The following is a 16,184-nucleotide window of genomic DNA, read 5'->3' on the forward strand; positions in this document are numbered from 1 at the left end:
GTGACATCGCAAGCGGTTTCGACACAGTGTGACCCCCGCACCACGAGGAGATTTCATGAACGCGCTGATGCAGCGGATCGAAAATCGACGCGATGACCTCATCACGCTGACACAGGATCTGATCCGTATTCCAACCTTGAACCCGCCCGGTCGACACTACCACGACATTTGCTCTCTCGTCGGAGAGCGCATGAGCAAACAGGGGTGGAAGGTCGAAATGGTGCGCGCCGAAGGGGCGTTGGGCGACAGCGGCAGATACCCGCGCTGGAATGTCGTCTGCCGTCTGGAGGGGCGCGCGGCGGGCGACTGCGTTCACTTCAACAGCCACCATGACGTCGTGGCCGTGGGCGAAGGCTGGACCCGCGACCCGTTCGGCGCGGAGCTGGACGGCGGCAAGATTTATGGCCGGGGGGCCTGCGACATGAAAGGCGGCATGGCGACGTCGATCATCGCCGCCGAAGTCTTTGTTGCCCATCATCCAGAGTTCCGTGGAGCGATCGAAATTTCGGCCACTGCGGACGAGGAATCCGGTGGCTATGGCGGAGTGGCGTATCTGGCGGAGCGGGGTTTTTTCGATCCCGCCCGCGTGCAGCATGTCATTATCCCCGAGCCGTTGAACAAGGACCGCATCTGTCTGGGTCATCGCGGCGTCTGGTGGGCCGAGATTGAGACCAAGGGACATATCGCCCATGGCTCGATGCCATTTCTCGGCGACTGTGCCGTGCGTCATATGGGGGCGGTTCTGGATGAAATGGAGGCGACGCTGTTCCCGCTGCTTGCTGGAAAGCGAACCGATATGCCTGTGGTGCCCGACGGTGCGAAATCCTCGACCCTAAACATCAATTCGATACACGGGGGGGAGCCGGTGCAGGACGCCGATTACACGGGCCTGCCCTCGGCCTGCGTGCCCGACCGATGCATCCTGACCATCGACCGCCGTTTCCTGATCGAAGAGGACATCGCCGAGGTGAAAGCCGAAGTCGCCCGTATGATGGATAAGATCCGTACCACCCGCCCCGACTTTCGCTACGAGATCCGCGACCTGTTCGAGGTCATGCCCACCATGACCCCGGAAGATGCCCCCATCGTGCGGACCGTGCAGGATGCGGTTCAAAAGGTGATGGGAAAACCCGCTGAATTCGTCGTCAGCCCCGGAACCTATGACCAGAAACATATCGACCGGATCGGACGATTGAAGAATTGCATCGCCTACGGTCCCGGCGTTCTGGACCTGGCGCATCAGCCGGATGAATGGATCGGAGTCGATGACATGGTGGACAGCGGCAAGGTAATGGCGCTGACCCTGACGAAGCTGCTGACGTGAATACCATCCATCTCGACATAAACGACAAAGGCAGTAAATACGCGGTCACCGGAGCGCCCGCAGCGACTGCAGACGACGCGAAAGAGGTCGTGAAGGAACTTTGCCGTAACAAGAAATTCGCCAAGGCCACGCATAATACATGGGCGATGATCGGTGCAGATGGGCCGGTCAAGACCGACGATGGCGAAGCCGGTGCGGGTCTTGTAATCCTTCGCATGCTGGAACGGGATGCGATCCGAAACCATGTGGTGATCGTTACCCGCTGGTATGGTGGCAAGCATCTGGGCGGCGACCGTTTCCGGCATGTGCAGACGGCGGTCAGGACATATCTCGACGCATTGTAACGGCGCTGCCTTCACAGATGCGCCGCGCACGGCTGGATGGTCTGATGGTTTTGTTCATGACCCGCACAGGTCTGGATGTCGCGGCAAGGCTGCGATGCCTGCCTTTCTGACCGACCTGTGGGGACCCACCCGCAGATCGTGATTTGCCAGTGAGGGGTTCCTTAAGGTCAATTGGGCCGATCAGGAGGAAATCATGCATCGTCTCATTCCGTTCGCCCTTGCCGTAATCGCAAGCCCTGCCGCAGCCGCCATAGAAGGCGAACGGGTGCAGATTACCGGCGAAGTCATCGACACCTGGTGCTATTTTTCGGGCGTAATGGGCGGGCCGGATGCAGTCGTGGGATCGGCGCACCGGACCTGCGCGCTCTGGTGCAGCGCGGGTGGCATTCCGGTTGGCCTGCTGGCTCCGGACGGACAGGTGTACATGGTGTTGAAGATGGCCGGCGACGATAGGACAGCGGGCGGCGACACCAGCCTGAACATCGCGGCCCATACCATCGAAGTGGACGGAATGCTGTATCGGCGCGACGGAATGAATTATCTCGTGGTCGAAAAAATCACCGCTGATCAGGATATCATCAATGCCACGCATGAGGACTTCGGGGTGATTCCCGGCTTCGCCATCCCGGATTCGGAGGCACTGAAATGATCCGCCCGACTCTCAAGCGTTCCATCATCTGCTTTGCTGCTCTGGCTATACCAGCCACTGCACAGGATTTTTCCGAAGGCTCTGAAGCCCGCGAATGGGGTCTTTACGCAGAACAGAAGGCGCTGTTCACCGCGACCGTAACCGACCCGCTGTGCGTACTGGCCGGCGATTGCGCGGATAATTGCGGTGCGGGCAATCGACAGGTCGTCCTGGTCCGAGAAGCCGATGACGTCATGATCTTCCCCCTCAAGAACGCGCAATCGGCTTTTAACGGAGCGGTCGCAGATCTGGCACCGTTCTGCGGCCAGACCGTCGATGTGGACGGATTGCTGATCGAAGATCCGGAAATCGGTGCGATGAGCGTCTATATGGTCCAACGCATCCGTCCAGAAGGCGGCGACTGGCAGCGCGCCAATACCTGGACCGACGACTGGGCCGCGAAGAACCCGGATGCCAGCGGCGATGGCCCATGGTTCCGCCGCGACCCCCGCGTCCGGCAACAGATCGAGGAAGAGGGCTATCTGGGTTTGGGCAAGGAGGTCGACAAAGCCTTCATCGCGGATTGGTTCTGATGCGCGCGATTCTGCTGGCGATTGTCATGGCTGCCCCCGCAGGAGCGCAAGAGAACAGGCCAAGTGCGCCATTGCCCGACACGCTGTTTCCCTCGAATTTCGGCGGCGATTACGCCTTGATCGATCACCGCGGCAACACGCGTACTCAGACCGATCCGGATGGCAATATTCAACTGGTGTATTTCGGCTATGCATCCTGCAGGGCGATCTGCACTGTCGCCTTGCCGATCATGTCGAACGTGACCGCAGAACTGGCCGCCAGCGATATCTACGTCACGCCGTTGCTCATCACTGTCGATCCGGCGACCGACACGGTCGAGGCGATGGGTCCGGCGCTGGACAGATTCGCCCCCGGCCTGACGGGGCTGACTGGGTCGGAAGCTGATTTGGCAGCCGTGCGCGACATGTTTCACGTCGAAAGCGCATATCTGTTCACCGACCCGAGCGGCGTCGACGTCTATTCCCACGGATCGCATATCTTCGTCATGGATGGAAATGGCGGTTTCCTGACCTTGCTGCCCCCGATCCTGTCAGCCGAACGTATGGTCGAAATCGTCAAGGGCTATGCCCGTAACGTCTCGGGCGGCTGACACTTGCCCCCTGCCCCCCGCGGAGCCTAATCTGCGCGCGACATACGGGAGGGAGACCCCATGCTCATCAGAACCACCGCCGCACTTTGCCTGCTGGCGACCGCCGCATTGGCCCAGCAGACCGACATTACCATCGGCATGCAGCTGGAGCCGCCCAATCTGGACCCGACCGGCGGGGCCGCCGCCGCCATCGACGAAGTCGTCTATGCCAATGTGTTCGAAGGCCTGACACGCTTCGGACCCGACGGATCGGTGCAGCCGGCCCTTGCGGAAAGCTGGGACGTGTCCGAAGACGGCACCGTATGGACCTTCAAACTACGCGAAGGCGTGGAATTTCATGACGGCAGCACAATGGATGCCGAGGACGTGGTGTTCAGCCTTGACCGTGCCCGCGCCGAAGACAGCACAAATGCCCAAAAGGCGCTGTTCGAAGCTATCGAGAGCGTTGAGGCCCTCGATCCGTCCACCGTCAAGATCACGCTGAGTGCGCCGAACGGAAACCTCGGCTTCAACCTGGCCTGGGGCGACGCGGTGATCGTCGCGCCCGAAACTGCGGATACGAATGCCAGCAACCCCGTCGGCACTGGCCCCTTCGTCTTTACCGATTGGGTGCAGGGCGACAGGGTCGATCTGACGCGAAACCCCGATTATTGGGGCGAGGCACCGGCGTTGGAAAAGGCGACATTCAAATTCATCTCGGATCCGAATGCAGCATTCTCGGCGATGATGGCAGGCGATCTGGATGCCTTTCCGAACTTCCCTGCACCCGAGACCCTGTCAAGTTTCGAGGCCGATCCCCGCTTCAATGTCATCATCGGCTCGACCGAGGGCGAAACGATCCTGGGCATCAACAACGCCAACATCACAGACGTCAAAGTGCGGCAGGCCATTGCTCACGCCATCGACCGTCAGGCAATCATCGATGGCGCGATGTTCGGATACGGCACGCCCATAGGCACCCACTTCGCGCCGCATAATCCCGATTACGTCGATCTGACTGCGCAGTCGGCCTATGACCCCGAGAAAGCCAGGGCCCTGCTGGCCGAGGCGGGTGCGACCGACCTCAAACTGCGCCTGATGCTGCCGCCCCCGGTCTATGCCCGGCGCGGCGGCGAGATCATCGCCAGTCAGTTGCGCGAAGTCGGGATCGAGACCGAAATCAGCAATCTGGAATGGGCACAGTGGCTGGAGCAGGTCTTCAAGGGCAAGGACTTCGACCTGACCATCGTCAGTCATACCGAACCTGCGGACATCAATATCTATGCGCGCCCGGATTACTACTTTCAGTACGATAACCCAGCATTCCAGACCCTGATCGAGAACATCGGCATCACGACCGACGACGCGGAGCGGAGCGCGATGCTCAGGCAGGCGCAGCAGATAATCGCCGACGATTACGTCAATGCCTATCTGTTCCAACTGGCCAAGACCGGCGTGGCGGATGCCCGCATTCAGGGTCTGTGGGAAAATGCGCCGACGCAGGCGAACGACCTGACCGGGGTCAGTTGGTCGGAGTGAACGGCTGACATGACCTTCGGGCCACCCGCCACATGGGCGCGGGTGGCCTTTTTCATTCTCGGTCCTAGGTTTGACGCATGTTCATACGCTCGATCCTCGTGCTCATTGCGGCGATATTTTTCGCCATTTCCCCCGTCTTCACGCCGGGGTTTGGCGGATACGATCCGTCGCAGTTTCCCGTGGCCATCGAAAACCCTCCGGCTCAACCTGCCGGATACGCATTCTCGATCTGGGGCATCATCTATCTCTGGCTGATCGTCATGGCCGGGTTCGGTGCATGGAAGCGGCGCGACGTCGCAGGCTGGGATGCCACGCGTCTGCCATTGCTGGGCAGTCTGGCCATCGGTGCCTTCTGGCTGGCCGTTGCGTTCGTCTCACCGATCTGGGCGACGGTTCTGATCTGGGCGATGCTGGCCGGTGCGCTTATGGCTCTGTTGCGCACACCGGCCGCAGATCTGTGGCTGCTGCGCGCACCGCTAGGCCTTTATGCAGGCTGGCTGACTGCGGCCAGTGCAGTATCGCTTGGCATCTTGTTGCCGGGCTATGGCATCGGTCCGTTCGGCCCCGAAGGCTGGGCCATTGTGGCGCTGTCCATTGCGCTTGCCATCACGGTGGCGATGCAACGGGCGCGCCCATCCCAGATGTACGGGCTTGCGGTGTTCTGGGCACTGGTCGCCATCTACGTTCAGAATGGTGCGACTGTAGTCGGCATCTTCGCCATCGGGGCGGCCATAGTTGTGGCCGCCCTGACTTTGCTGAGGTTCAAGGCATCGCAGCGCTGAACAATCTCAAATCGTCGCGTTCGTCGCGCCTCCATCCAGAAGGACGTTCTGGCCGACCATGAAACCAGCGTGCTGCGAACAGATGAAGGCACAGGTCGCGCCGAACTCGGCCGCCGTACCATAGCGCCGTGCGGGGATCGAAGCTTCGCGTCGCGACCGCGCCTCGTCCTGGCTGATGTTCTGGGCACGGCTTACGCCTTGATCCAGCGAAGTTGCACGATCCGTGGCGTGGATGCCGGGCAGCAGGTTATTGATCGTGACTCCGGACGGCGCGACTTGGCGGGCCGTTCCGGCAACATAACCGGTCAGACCCGTACGTGCCGCGTTCGACAGACCCAGGGCGGGGATCGGGGCTTTGACTGACTGCGATGTGATGTTCACGACCCGGCCCCAGCCCCGCTCCATCATCGCAGGAAGGCATGCCGTCATTAGTGCGATCGGCGTCAGCATGTTGGCATCAAGGGCCGCGATAAAATCATCACGATCCCAGTCAGACCAGATACCGGGTGGTGGCCCGCCAGCGTTGGTCACCAGAATATCGGGCGATCCGGCAGCGGCCAAAACCTCGGCACGTCCCTCTTCGGTAGTGACATCGGCCGCCACGGTCGTGATCTCAACTCCGAACTGCGCCCTCAGGTCTGCGGCCGCTGCCTCCAGCGCCTCTGACCCACGGGCATTCATGACCAGATTCACCCCCGCTTCTGCCAGCGCAGTGGCACAGCCGAGCCCCAAGCCTTTTGAAGACGCACAAACAAGCGCGCGCTTTCCTTTAATTCCCAAGTCCATCGTGAAACCCTTTCGTTATTCTTGCGTGTGTAACATCGGGAACCAGCCGAAGCATCGGACAATTTCGCACTTTTTTTGCTTCTGCCGTCCATTTGCCCGGCTGTCGCCCCGTTACGGTCACTGACGATCTGGAATACTGAAAAAATGACAAAACCTGCCCCTCTGCTGACTGCCCTCAGCCATTGCACTGTATATCCAGCCGCAGCCCTCTCTGTTGAAACGGGTGCGCTGATGGGCGATGCCATCGGTAACGTCACCGATGTCGTGGCCGGCGATATCTATATTCTGGACCCGAAAGCGATGTCGCAGGAACTGGTTCTGGGCCGTCAAGGGGCTCAGTCCGTCGTGGCCAAAGGCTCTTCAGTCGGAGCCGCCGGCCAGATCGTGACTCCGCTGGCCCGACATCAGATCATGGGGGAGCGGGGCGCATCGGTCGAGGTCCTCGTTCTGGATATAGAAGGACAACGGCTGGCACTGCCTTTGGGACCGTTATCGTCGTCGGATGAATATACCCTGATTTCGTCCAATACGGTTGACGGCGAACTGAACCATGTCTCTCAGGTCAGCTTCGCGCGCGGGACCCGGATCACCATGGCAAACGGGTTGCAGATCCCTGTCGAACAACTGACCGCTGGCGACCGCGTTCTGACCCGCGACAATGGCCCGCAGCCAGTGCGCTGGACCGGCATGCAGACCGTCCGGGCCGAAGGATCGAACGCCCCGGTCGTAATCGCGCGCAAAGCGCTCAATAATGCCGAGGATCTGGTCCTGTCGCCGGATCACCGCCTGTTCATCTATCAACGCCACGATACCATCGGCATAGGAATGGCGGAATTGCTGGTTCGTGCCCGGCATCTGGTGAACGGCGAAACCATCTGGCGTGGCCGGGGTGGGCACGTCGACTATTTCCACCTTCTTTTCGATGCACACGAGATTATCTATGTCGAAGGCATCCCCGCCGAAAGTCTGCTTGTCTCGCCCGAGGTCTTGGCCGGCCTTGGCGAAGACCTTGCCGAAGAATTGCGCGGCAGCATGGCAGGGCAGGTCCAGACGCAGCACCACGGGGTAGAACCGTCGGCTTCCGATCTGGGCGGCGTTAATGCAGCGGAAATTCTTCGGCGCGCCTCACGGCGCTGATGATCAGGGTTTGCCCCAGCGATCAAGCGCGGCTTCATCGCTGTCACAGGACGCGACCCAACCTTCACCCTGATTGGTGACTTCCTTCTTCCAGAAGGGTGCGCGGGACTTGAGGTAATCCATCAGGAACGCAGCCGATTCAAACGCGGCATCACGATGCCGCGATGCCGTGGCAACCATCATGATCCGGTCGCCGGGTCGAAGCTTGCCATATCGATGGATCACAGTGACGCCTGACAGCGGCCATCGTGCAATCGCCTGTTGCGCGATGTCGGTCAGCGCAGCGTCCGTCATACCGGGATAATGTTCGATCTGCATGTGCCGCAGCCCGTCGGCCACGTCTCGGACCCGTCCCGTGAATGTCACAACCGCCCCGGTGTCCGGGCCAGCCTCGAGCGCCGCCGCTTCGGTCCCCAGATCGAAATCGTCCTCGCTGACGACGACACGAATGGAGGGCGTCGACATCAACCGCCCGTCATCGGCGGAAAGAATGCGACCTCGCGCGCGCCGACCAGCGAAGTGTCCAGCGGCATCAGCATCTGATCGACGGCGCAGCGCACCGCCGTCATGTCTGAAAACGCCAGATCATAGCGATCTTCGCGTGCCCGCAATTCCGCAATGAGGTCCGCGACCGTGGCAGCTTCGGTTATCACATCCTCACGCCCCAGACCGATGCGCTCACGCAGCCATGCGAAATACAGAACCTGAAGTTTCATCTCTGCCGATCCATCAGAAAAGGTTTTGCCTTTATGAAATAATCCCATCCGGTGATCGCCGTCAGGGCCGCCGCGATCCACAGCAAGACAACGCCGGCAAAGAAGGTTGCATCCTGCCACCAGAGCAGTCGGCCAAGGAAAAACTCGTCAGGCAGATCGCCCGAAAGGATCGCGCCGATCGTCGGTCCATCCATGTCCTGAACGCGTTCGGCGAAATGATATTTGAATATCCCGGTCGAAAACAGGACGGCCAACGCAACCATCTGTGCCGTCGTCTTCCACTTAGCCAGCCTGGTGACCTTGAGCAGTCCAGCCGTGTTGCCCAGAAATTCGCGCAGCCCACTGACGAATACTTCCCGGAAAAGGATCAGCGTAGCGGGCAGCAAAATCCATGCGTTCATCCCGGAAAAGCCGGTCACCACCAGCAGTGCGATCACGACCATCGTCTTGTCGGCAATCGGATCGAGCATCGCGCCGAAGCGGGTCTCCTGCTTCCATTCACGCGCCAGATAACCATCGAACCAGTCGGTGACGGCGGCGGTGACGAACAGCACGAGTGCAAACCAATCCGCCCAGGGCCGGGCAAAGAACAGGAACATGACTGCCACACCAGGAGCCGCGAGAAGGCGCAATACGGTCAGGATATTTGGTATGGTCCAGGTCATTGATTGCATCTGTAACCTGCCTGCTCGCGCTCGACCATAGCAGGAGCGCCAAGGATCGGTTCGATTACATCGCGCCCGACCTTCGCATCAGCCCTTGTCGTGGAAATGCGCATGGATCGTTTCGGCAAGGGCGTCACTGATCCCATCGACCGCCTTGAGATCCGCCAGCGCGGCGCGAGACACCGCCTTGGCGCTGCCGAAATGGGCCAGCAAGGCCCGCTTGCGACCGGGACCCACGCCCGCCACTTCGTCCAGAGGGTTCGCGACGAAGGCCTTCGCGCGCTTGGCGCGGTGGGTGCCGATCGCAAATCGGTGCGCTTCATCGCGCAGACGCTGAACGAAATAAAGGACCGGATCGTTACGCTGCAACGCGAAAGGGCGCAGGCCTGTGCGGTGAAACTCCTCCTTCCCGTGGTCGCGGTCGACGCCCTTGGCGACGCCGACCATGGCAACCTCTTCGACTTGTAAATCACGAAGGATCTGTCGCACGGCACTGACCTGCCCCGCACCGCCGTCGATCAACAACAGGTCAGGCCACATGCCGGAGGTCCGTTCCGGATCTTCCTTCAGAAGCCGCTTGAATCGCCGGGTCAGCACCTCTTTCATCATGCCGAAATCGTCGCCGGGCGTCAGTTCGTCACCCCGAATGTTGAATTTGCGATATTGCGATTTCTCGAAGCCTTCTGCACCCGAAACGATCATGGCGCCGACGGCGAAGTTTCCCTGAATATGGCTGTTGTCGTAAACTTCGATCCGCCTTGGTGGGGCCGGAAGATCGAAAGCCTCGGCGATGCCCTTCAGCAACCGGGCCTGCGTGGCGCTTTCCGACATCTTTCGGCCAAGGCTTTCCCGTGCGTTCCGCACCGCGCCCTGGACCAGATCGTATTTTTCGCCCCGTTGCGGCACCAGAAGCTGCACCCGGCGACCTGCGCGTTCCGACAGCGCCTCAACCATAAGATCCCTTTCTTCAATGGCATGGGATAGCAGGAGCATCTTCGGCGGCTCTTTCCCGTCATAGAACTGACCGAGGAAGGCTTCCATCACTTCGGTCGGATTCATGTCGTCGGCAACGCGCGGATAGACATCCACGTTGCCCCAATTCTGGTTGGCGCGGATGAAGAACACCTGAATGCAGGCCTGTCCGCCATCCATGTGCAGGCCGATGACATCCGCCTCGGCCACGCCTTGCGGGTTCACGCCCTGCACTGACTGCACGTTGGTCAATGCCTTGATCCTGTCACGCATGGCGGCCGCGCGTTCGAACTCCATATCCTGACTTGCGCGCGCCATTTCACCGGCCAGTTTTTCCTGAATGCCGGTGGTTTCGCCCCGCAGAAACCGCTCCGCATCCTTGACGCTGGAGGCATAGTCCGCAGCCGAAATCAGACCGACGCAAGGGGCACTGCAGCGCTTGATCTGATAATTCAGACAAGGCCGCGTGCGCGTCTCGAAATCGCTGTCGGAACAGTTTCGTAACAGGAATACGCGTTGCAACTGGTTCAGGACACGATTGACGCCCCCCGCGCTGGCGAAGGGTCCGAAATACAGGCCGTCTCCCTTCTTGCCGCGATGCTTGCGGATCTGCGGAAAGCTGTGGCTTGTCGTGACTTCGATGTTGGGAAACGATTTGTCGTCGCGCAGCAGCACATTATAGCGCGGCTTGAGTTGCTTGATCAGGTTCTGCTCCAGCAACAGAGCTTCGAGTTCCGTCTCGGTCGTCAGCACCATCATCGAGGCCGTTTCCGCGATCATCCGTGCAATCCGACCCGAATGCCCCTGCAACCGCGTGTAACTCGCCACCCGGTTCTTCAGGTTGCGCGCCTTGCCGACGTAAAGAACCCGGTTCTGTTCATCCAGCATCCGATACACGCCCGGAGACCCGTCCAGCGTGCGCAGGAAACGTTTTATGACCTCGGGTCCGGTCAGCTTTCGCGTCTCTTTCGTGGTCCCGGTCATACGTTTGCGATTCCTTTCGGCGCTGCCTCGGATGCACCAGGAGATCAAGGGGTGCAAGCGAGTCCTGTTCTGTGGATAAACCTGAGGGGCAATTTATCAGCCCTCTGTGATGCAACGGAAAATTCACAAACCTGTTACATTATTGCAAAACTCATATTTATCGTAAGACACTAATATAAATAGATTATTTTATCCCGATAAATTTAGTCATGCTGCTGTCTGCGCAGAGCCAGCATCCATTTTCCTACCCTGACGGCAGGTGGAGTAATTATCGTTCAGGCCGCCGCATCCCATCCTGAAACGCTTATTCGCGCCCGATCACATCCGGTGTCTGCCAGGCCAGATGTTGTCCGCCATCGACACAAATCAACTGGCCCGTCACAGCCTTTGCACCGATGATATAGCGCAACGCCCCTACGACATCATCGGTATCCGATCCACGACCCAAAACGGTCGCAGCCCGTTGCGCGGCAAAATGCTCGGCAGATTGTCGACTTCCCTTCAGCGTCGGACCGGGTCCGATCGCATTGACCCGGATCGCAGGTGCCAGTGCCCTCGCCGTCGTCCGGGTCAAGGTCCACAACGCCGATTTCGCCAGGGTATAGGTCATGAACTCCGGCGTCAGCTTGCGGACCCGCTGGTCAATCATGTTCACGATGCAACCCGACGCCAATGGCGCGCCATCCGATGCGACAGCCGGGGCCTGCGCAGCGAACGCCTGCGTCAGGATTAATGGGGCACGCAGGTTGGATCCAATATGACGGTCCCATGTTTCGCGGCTGGCGGTATGGATATCATCGTATTCAAAGATAGAGGCATTGTTGACAAGCACGTTCAGCGGCCCGCCCAAGACGCCAGCCGCCCTGTCGACCAATGCTTCGCAGGCATCCAGATCTAGCAGATCGGCTTGCACCGGCACTCCCGTGCGCCCTTCGGATGCAACCGCCTCGGCCGTGTCCTCAGCCCCGTTGCAACTGCTGGCAAAATGGATAGCGACATCGTGACCAAGACGGGCAAGCTCGATCGCCATGGCCGCGCCCAGTCGGCCACCTGCACCAGTGACCAGAGCCCTCATGTCAAGGCCCAAACAAGATATGATAAATACAAACCGGTCAGCGCGACTCCCCAGGTTCGGGTGATATCCCGCCCAAAGAACACGAACGGCACCAAAAGCATGGTCGCCGCCAGCATAACCCAGAGGTCCGACTTCAGAAAAGACGTTTCAACCGGGATCGGACCAATCAGGACCGCGACCCCAATGATACCCAACAGGTTAAAAAGGTTGGATCCAATGACGTTCCCCAGGGCCACGTCCGCATGCCTGCGCAGAGCCGCCATGACGGTGGTGGCCAGTTCCGGCAGGGACGTTCCGATAGCAACGAGTGTCAGGCCGATGACAGTTTCGCTGACCCCGAATTCGCGCGCGATCAACGTGGCTCCCTCGACAAGAAGATTAGCGCCCAGCGGCAGCCCGATCAGCCCAAGGATCAGATAAGCCGTGATCTTCCAACCCGGCAATCCCGGTTCTGCCCCCTCGACCTCGATATCTTCGGCTCGACTGGAAAAGAAAGTCGCCAGAAGGATCCCAGCAAGAACAATCAACAAGATGACGCCATGCCACCAGACCAGATTCCCGGTCAGGGAAAACCCGATGAACAGCAATGTCGCGGCAAGCATGTAAAGGAAATCGCGACGTGTGTCGCAACCCGCTACGTGCATTGTCGCAATAATCGCAGGGATGCCCAGTACAAGCAGGACGTTGGCTGTATTCGACCCCACGACGTTACCCAGTGCGAGCCCCGGTGCCCCATCCAGAATTGCCTGCACACTGACCAACAGTTCGGGGGCCGAGGTGCCGAAGGCCACAACCGTCAAGCTGACCACCAAGGCAGGAATGCCCAGCCGCAGCGCAAGGTTGACAGCACCTTTGACCAGGGCATCGCCAGCGAAAATCAGGATCAGCAGACCGACAGCCACCATCAGGAATTCGACGATCATCGGCGCGTCATTCCTTTTCGCAAGGGCAAGCCCCGCGGCCAACACGAGGGGCCCCGCAATTGTCGCAGGTCTTACGTGACAAACGTCCGCCGCCCGGAAATCGCAAGCGCCCGAACATGGCGAGTACGGCCATACCGATCAGAAAGAGTGTAACGATCTTGAAGATCATTCAGAGGCCATACCTTGTCCAGCCGACGCGATCCTCGACCGCACCAATGGCATCGGACAGAATACCGGGGATAAAGCGTTGAAGAAGCGGGCGGCGCTGACCCAGATGAACCAGGCGAACCTTCTTACCGTAAAGCTCCTGCAATTTCGGCACCATATGCGCGACACCGTCGGCCAGTCCTGCGGTCACAGCCTCGGCCCCGATAAAGATCTCTCCCGTAAAAAGATCCTTCTCCCTATTCAGGCGTTCGCCCCGACGGGCTGTTACGTGAGCGATGAAATGGGTATGAATCCGTTGTTGCACGGCCTTGAGCCTGTCGATGTCCTGCGCCCTTTCAGGTCGAAAGGGATCCAGCATCGACTTGTCTTCTCCTGCCGTATGGACCCGCCGTTCGATACCGTAACGAGCGATCAAGTCCTGAAAACCAAAACCGGCCGAGATGACACCGATGCTGCCGGTAATCGAACTGTCGTCGACCCAGATATCATCCGCTGCAGTCGCCAGCCAATATCCCCCAGAAGCGGCGACATCTTCCACGAAAGCGTGAACCGGCAAGCTGATTTCATCCGCAAGTCGACGAATCTGCGCTCCAATCAGTGCGGACTGTACGGGCGACCCACCGGGTGAGTTTATCGCCAGTGCCACGGCATCGGGTTTTCCCTTACGGAAGGCTTTCTCGATTACCGCTGCGATGGATGCATGCGCCAGCGCGCCCCGCCCGCCGGTCGCCGAGATGACGCCCTGCAAACGCAACACGGAAACCTTACGGGACGATTTACGGCGGAAAGGGGGGAAGCGCAGCATGAAGGGGGATGTATATCCCGCCCGGACCGGGAACAAGGCAACTCCAAATCTTTTACCCGGACCGTCCGATGCAGATCCAACCTGAGATTCCTGTTCGTGATCCCAACCTATATTCGCCCAAGTGGCGTATCGGGCAGTATGGTCCGGTGGGCGAAGCCTCACATGCGCTTTTTTTTGGACTGGCGAAGACGCGCAGGATCTTGACGGATCGCAAAAGCCAACTCCCTGCCTCTGGGACACCGCGCCATACTTTTCTCAAGTCACTCCACATCCTGGGCCGGGATCGGGGCATCAACCCGAAGACAGCCGCCAGGTGGCGAAAGCGTGAGATCGTTGAGGATCGCCAAGACGGGGCCGAAAGAGCCGCGATCTACTGCTCATTGCGATGCAAATGAGGCAATGGTCGTCGCGTTCCGGCGCCACACACTGCTTTTGTTGGACGATTGCCTCTATGCACTGCAGCCCTCGATCCCGCATCTGACACGCTCAGTTCTAGAAAGATCTGAACAACGCCTCGGCTTGGCGGTTTCAATCTGATCTTGACTTGCGGTAGCTGATTTCCCCTCTGTTCTGGCGGTTTGCCGCGTTTTCACTGCCATCGTCCTATCTTTGGTGAACTCATCCCGTCGCACCATCCGCCGCCTTCGGTCCAGATACGGGTTGCCGAAAGCGAACAGGCGGAACAACTGCGCCGGTTCTTTGCCAGCCCACGATACCGGGTCTAGATTTAGCCGAACTGGCGTTTCTATACCCCGGAACGGATGCTCGACCCCTGGACCTGCCTTTGGCAATCAGACGGTTGATGTGCTCATCACTGGGCTGCAGCGAGTCGCCCTGGCTTGCGCATTACCCCCCAAAACTTGCCGGGACCGTCGAATGTGGCCTCACGCTCGGCGATGACACAAGCCTTGTCCACTAAGCCTTGTCCGCCCAGACAGGTTTTCACCACCATGCAGAAGCTCGTCCCAGACACGGCAGTCCTGCACTTTCGCCGTTGAGGCCTCAGGGCTATGCACCACGCCGCTATCGGCATCGACGTGAGCCTTCATGCCAAAATACCGACCGTTGCCTTTCTTCGTACTCGTCATCTCGGGGGCCACGCTTGCCAGACTTGTTCTTCGTCGAGGGCTGAGAGTCGATGATCGCCGCATCGACCAGCGTGCCAGAGCGCCGCATCACGCCCTTCTCGCCAGATGTGCTTCACTTCGGCAAAGATTGCCTATGGCAACGCATGGTGGTCCAGAAAGTGGCGGAAGTTCAGGATCGTGGTTTCGTCCGGAATACGGTCATCTCCGAGTTCCAAACCGGCGAAGCGGCGCATAGCGTCGCTGTCGTAGAGGCTTCCTCGGCCATCGGATCGCTCAGCGCATCCCACTGCTTACGCAGCATGGTTTTCAAAGGCATCGCCGGTCGCCCACCCTTGCTGCCCACCTTCGGGTAATGCGGTTCGATCAATGCCAAAAGCCGCGACCAGGGCACACAGCATCCATCTCGGACAGGAACTTCTCCCGCCGCGTCACCTTCTTCTTGGTGGCGTGGGAGAGTGCGGCAAATGTCATCCGTTTGGGCATCGGCGGGTTCCTTTGTCGTTCGATCCGAACCTACCAGATCACGCCGCCAAGCCGAGGTTTTTCAGATGTTCCTCTACATCGCTGCCTTCAGCGTCATGGCATTTCCCGGCTGGCCGCGAAGGCTTTGATTTGCGCAGGCGGCAATTGCCGCGTCGCGATCCCGGTAGTCTCCAGGGTGGACCACAGACGCCATTCCTGTCCCTCAGTGGTCTCAAAATACACCAACGCACCGATTGAATGCGCCAAATCGACAAGCGCCGTGTGTGCTTCATCCGTGTTTGACAGCCGCTACCTCTGGCCGTCCGGTAGACAATGAACATCCAACCAATCGCGGCTGACATCTATGCCGGTGATCCGATCCTGTGTTACCGTATCCATGTTCTCTTCCATCTGATCCGTGATCCAATCTGGCCACATGCTACGTAGGTGTTTAGTCCCGTCATCTGGTGGATCGGATCGACTATGAAGCGGTCTGGCTCTGAAGTCCAGATTTTGCAGATGTATTCGTAGGGTGTGAGCCCGCTGAGAGTCTTGAGACGACGGGCGAAGTTGTAAGCGTCCAGGAAGTCCGCGATATGGCCGCGGAGCTGATCGTGGCTGTCG

General features: G+C 59.5%; 16 protein-coding genes and 3 pseudogenes. 9 read left to right on the plus strand and 10 right to left on the minus strand.

Annotation, left to right across the window (positions count from 1 at the left end; genetic code table 11):
- Positions 1-55: 55 nt before the first annotated feature.
- The 7 genes from AC13C2_RS01520 (at position 56) to AC13C2_RS01550 (ending at position 5,779) form a co-directional block, all read left to right on the plus strand.
- Positions 56-1,324, plus strand: a complete 1,269-nt coding sequence (locus AC13C2_RS01520; RefSeq protein ID WP_482885724.1) for an acetylornithine deacetylase/succinyl-diaminopimelate desuccinylase family protein — start codon at positions 56-58, stop codon at positions 1,322-1,324.
- Positions 1,321-1,668, plus strand: coding sequence for a YigZ family protein (locus tag AC13C2_RS01525; RefSeq protein ID WP_339640453.1), 348 nt, complete (start codon positions 1,321-1,323; stop codon positions 1,666-1,668). Before AC13C2_RS01520 ends, AC13C2_RS01525 begins: the two co-directional genes overlap by 4 nt.
- 193 nt (positions 1,669-1,861) lie before the next feature.
- On the plus strand, positions 1,862-2,317 hold the full coding sequence (locus AC13C2_RS01530; RefSeq protein WP_482885725.1) for a hypothetical protein: 456 nt from the start codon (positions 1,862-1,864) through the stop codon (positions 2,315-2,317).
- Positions 2,314-2,889: a hypothetical protein gene (locus AC13C2_RS01535; RefSeq protein WP_092758843.1), complete on the plus strand. Its 576-nt coding sequence runs from the start codon at positions 2,314-2,316 to the stop codon at positions 2,887-2,889. The genes AC13C2_RS01530 and AC13C2_RS01535 overlap by 4 nt, the downstream gene beginning before the upstream one ends.
- Positions 2,889-3,479, plus strand: coding sequence for an SCO family protein (locus tag AC13C2_RS01540; protein WP_482885726.1), 591 nt, complete (start codon positions 2,889-2,891; stop codon positions 3,477-3,479). The genes AC13C2_RS01535 and AC13C2_RS01540 overlap by 1 nt, the downstream gene beginning before the upstream one ends.
- Before the next feature lie 60 nt (positions 3,480-3,539).
- On the plus strand, positions 3,540-4,997 hold the full coding sequence (locus AC13C2_RS01545; protein WP_482885727.1) for an ABC transporter substrate-binding protein: 1,458 nt from the start codon (positions 3,540-3,542) through the stop codon (positions 4,995-4,997).
- Between the two features lie 77 nt (positions 4,998-5,074).
- A complete protein-coding gene (locus AC13C2_RS01550) occupies positions 5,075-5,779 on the plus strand; it encodes a hypothetical protein (protein ID WP_092758849.1) in 705 nt (234 codons plus the stop codon).
- Between the two features lie 6 nt (positions 5,780-5,785).
- Here the strand turns inward: AC13C2_RS01550 and AC13C2_RS01555 are convergent, their stop codons facing one another.
- Positions 5,786-6,565, minus strand: coding sequence for an SDR family oxidoreductase (locus tag AC13C2_RS01555; RefSeq protein ID WP_339640459.1), 780 nt, complete (start codon positions 6,563-6,565; stop codon positions 5,786-5,788).
- A 144-nt stretch (positions 6,566-6,709) separates the two neighbouring features.
- On the opposite strand from AC13C2_RS01555, the gene AC13C2_RS01560 reads away from it, so the two are divergent.
- Complete coding sequence (locus AC13C2_RS01560) at positions 6,710-7,702, plus strand: Hint domain-containing protein (RefSeq protein ID WP_482885728.1); 993 nt, start codon at positions 6,710-6,712, stop codon at positions 7,700-7,702.
- Positions 7,703-7,705: 3 nt separating this feature from the next.
- Here the strand turns inward: AC13C2_RS01560 and AC13C2_RS01565 are convergent, their stop codons facing one another.
- From AC13C2_RS01565 to AC13C2_RS01595, 7 genes are all read right to left on the minus strand, one after another.
- Entirely contained in the window at positions 7,706-8,167 is a 462-nt protein-coding gene (locus AC13C2_RS01565; RefSeq protein WP_245737459.1) for a molybdenum cofactor biosynthesis protein MoaE, read from the minus strand.
- On the minus strand, positions 8,167-8,418 hold the full coding sequence (locus AC13C2_RS01570) for a MoaD/ThiS family protein (RefSeq protein WP_092758855.1): 252 nt from the start codon (positions 8,416-8,418) through the stop codon (positions 8,167-8,169). Before AC13C2_RS01570 ends, AC13C2_RS01565 begins: the two co-directional genes overlap by 1 nt.
- Positions 8,415-9,083 carry a CDP-diacylglycerol--glycerol-3-phosphate 3-phosphatidyltransferase gene (gene pgsA / locus AC13C2_RS01575; protein WP_092758857.1) on the minus strand — a complete coding sequence of 223 codons (669 nt, stop codon included), beginning with the start codon at positions 9,081-9,083 and terminating at the stop codon, positions 8,415-8,417. Before pgsA ends, AC13C2_RS01570 begins: the two co-directional genes overlap by 4 nt.
- Positions 9,084-9,170: 87 nt before the next feature.
- Positions 9,171-11,039 carry an excinuclease ABC subunit UvrC gene (uvrC, locus tag AC13C2_RS01580; RefSeq protein WP_482885729.1) on the minus strand — a complete coding sequence of 623 codons (1,869 nt, stop codon included), beginning with the start codon at positions 11,037-11,039 and terminating at the stop codon, positions 9,171-9,173.
- A 304-nt stretch (positions 11,040-11,343) separates the two neighbouring features.
- Positions 11,344-12,114: an SDR family oxidoreductase gene (locus AC13C2_RS01585; protein ID WP_482885730.1), complete on the minus strand. Its 771-nt coding sequence runs from the start codon at positions 12,112-12,114 to the stop codon at positions 11,344-11,346.
- Complete coding sequence (locus tag AC13C2_RS01590; protein WP_092758863.1) at positions 12,111-13,037, minus strand: calcium/sodium antiporter; 927 nt, start codon at positions 13,035-13,037, stop codon at positions 12,111-12,113. Before AC13C2_RS01590 ends, AC13C2_RS01585 begins: the two co-directional genes overlap by 4 nt.
- A gap of 169 nt (positions 13,038-13,206) precedes the next feature.
- Complete coding sequence (locus tag AC13C2_RS01595; RefSeq protein ID WP_092758865.1) at positions 13,207-14,010, minus strand: S49 family peptidase; 804 nt, start codon at positions 14,008-14,010, stop codon at positions 13,207-13,209.
- Positions 14,011-14,267: 257 nt separating this feature from the next.
- Here AC13C2_RS01595 and AC13C2_RS01600 point away from each other — a divergent pair.
- Positions 14,268-14,523 (plus strand): annotated as a pseudogene (locus AC13C2_RS01600) (IS481 family transposase); the annotation flags it as partial.
- Between the two features lie 104 nt (positions 14,524-14,627).
- On the opposite strand, the pseudogene AC13C2_RS01605 reads toward AC13C2_RS01600, so the two are convergent.
- Positions 14,628-15,581: pseudogene (locus tag AC13C2_RS01605) on the minus strand (IS5 family transposase); the annotation flags it as partial.
- 428 nt (positions 15,582-16,009) lie between these two features.
- Positions 16,010-16,184 (minus strand): annotated as a pseudogene (locus AC13C2_RS01610) (IS481 family transposase); the annotation flags it as partial.

It is taken from the genome of Jannaschia sp. L-14R (assembly GCF_056857695.1).

Excerpts from the sequence above, each read along its gene's own strand:
- AC13C2_RS01520 (WP_482885724.1), top strand. The coding sequence starts at position 56 with ATGAACGCGCTGATGCAGCGGATCGAAAATCGACGCGATGACCTCATC.
- AC13C2_RS01530 (WP_482885725.1), top strand. The coding sequence starts at position 1,862 with ATGCATCGTCTCATTCCGTTCGCCCTTGCCGTAATCGCAAGCCCTGCC.
- AC13C2_RS01535 (WP_092758843.1), top strand. The coding sequence starts at position 2,314 with ATGATCCGCCCGACTCTCAAGCGTTCCATCATCTGCTTTGCTGCTCTG.
- AC13C2_RS01540 (WP_482885726.1), top strand. The coding sequence starts at position 2,889 with ATGCGCGCGATTCTGCTGGCGATTGTCATGGCTGCCCCCGCAGGAGCG.
- AC13C2_RS01545 (WP_482885727.1), top strand. The coding sequence starts at position 3,540 with ATGCTCATCAGAACCACCGCCGCACTTTGCCTGCTGGCGACCGCCGCA.
- AC13C2_RS01550 (WP_092758849.1), top strand. The coding sequence starts at position 5,075 with ATGTTCATACGCTCGATCCTCGTGCTCATTGCGGCGATATTTTTCGCC.
- AC13C2_RS01555 (WP_339640459.1), bottom strand. The coding sequence starts at position 6,565 with ATGGACTTGGGAATTAAAGGAAAGCGCGCGCTTGTTTGTGCGTCTTCA.
- AC13C2_RS01560 (WP_482885728.1), top strand. The coding sequence starts at position 6,710 with ATGACAAAACCTGCCCCTCTGCTGACTGCCCTCAGCCATTGCACTGTA.
- AC13C2_RS01565 (WP_245737459.1), bottom strand. The coding sequence starts at position 8,167 with ATGTCGACGCCCTCCATTCGTGTCGTCGTCAGCGAGGACGATTTCGAT.
- AC13C2_RS01570 (WP_092758855.1), bottom strand. The coding sequence starts at position 8,418 with ATGAAACTTCAGGTTCTGTATTTCGCATGGCTGCGTGAGCGCATCGGT.
- pgsA (WP_092758857.1), bottom strand. The coding sequence starts at position 9,083 with ATGACCTGGACCATACCAAATATCCTGACCGTATTGCGCCTTCTCGCG.
- uvrC (WP_482885729.1), bottom strand. The coding sequence starts at position 11,039 with ATGACCGGGACCACGAAAGAGACGCGAAAGCTGACCGGACCCGAGGTC.
- AC13C2_RS01585 (WP_482885730.1), bottom strand. The coding sequence starts at position 12,114 with ATGAGGGCTCTGGTCACTGGTGCAGGTGGCCGACTGGGCGCGGCCATG.
- AC13C2_RS01590 (WP_092758863.1), bottom strand. The coding sequence starts at position 13,037 with ATGATCGTCGAATTCCTGATGGTGGCTGTCGGTCTGCTGATCCTGATT.
- AC13C2_RS01595 (WP_092758865.1), bottom strand. The coding sequence starts at position 14,010 with ATGCTGCGCTTCCCCCCTTTCCGCCGTAAATCGTCCCGTAAGGTTTCC.